This window comes from Stenotrophomonas sp. 3diitr2024, from assembly GCF_042136455.1.
Classification (GTDB): Bacteria; Pseudomonadota; Gammaproteobacteria; order Xanthomonadales; family Xanthomonadaceae; genus Stenotrophomonas; species Stenotrophomonas sepilia.
On sequence record NZ_JBHHMJ010000273.1, the window covers coordinates 1 to 500 of the forward strand.

Sequence of the window (500 nt, forward strand, 5' to 3'; positions counted from 1 at the left end):
GCCGACGCCGAACATCAGCAGCATCACGCCCAGTTCGGCCAGCTGGTTGGCCAGCGCCTGGTCGGCGACGAAGCCGGGGGTGAACGGGCCTACGCAGATGCCAGCAACCAGGTAACCGTCCATTAAAATCACTATCTCACATGCTTAAAGGTAAACAAGGACGTTTCCGTCAAAATTTATTAGGTAAACGTGTTGACTACTCTGGTCGTTCTGTAATCGTTGTAGGACCGAACTTAAAGATGTATCAATGTGGATTGCCAAAAGAAATGGCGCTTGAACTGTTCAAACCTTTCGTAATGAAAGAGTTAGTTGAAAAAGGATTAGCACATAACATTAAGAGTGCGAAACGTAAAATCGAGCGTGTACAACCTGAAGTTTGGGACGTTTTAGAGTCTGTGATTAAAGAACATCCAGTACTTCTAAACCGCGCACCAACACTTCACCGTCTTGGTATCCAGGCGTTTGAACCTACATTAGTAGAAGGTCGCGCAATCCGTCTT

1 pseudogene is annotated in these 500 nt (G+C 46.6%); it reads left to right on the plus strand.

Annotation, left to right across the window (positions count from 1 at the left end):
- Positions 1–107: 107 nt before the first annotated feature.
- Positions 108–500, plus strand: a pseudogene (locus ABGA94_RS06365) (DNA-directed RNA polymerase subunit beta'); the annotation flags it as partial.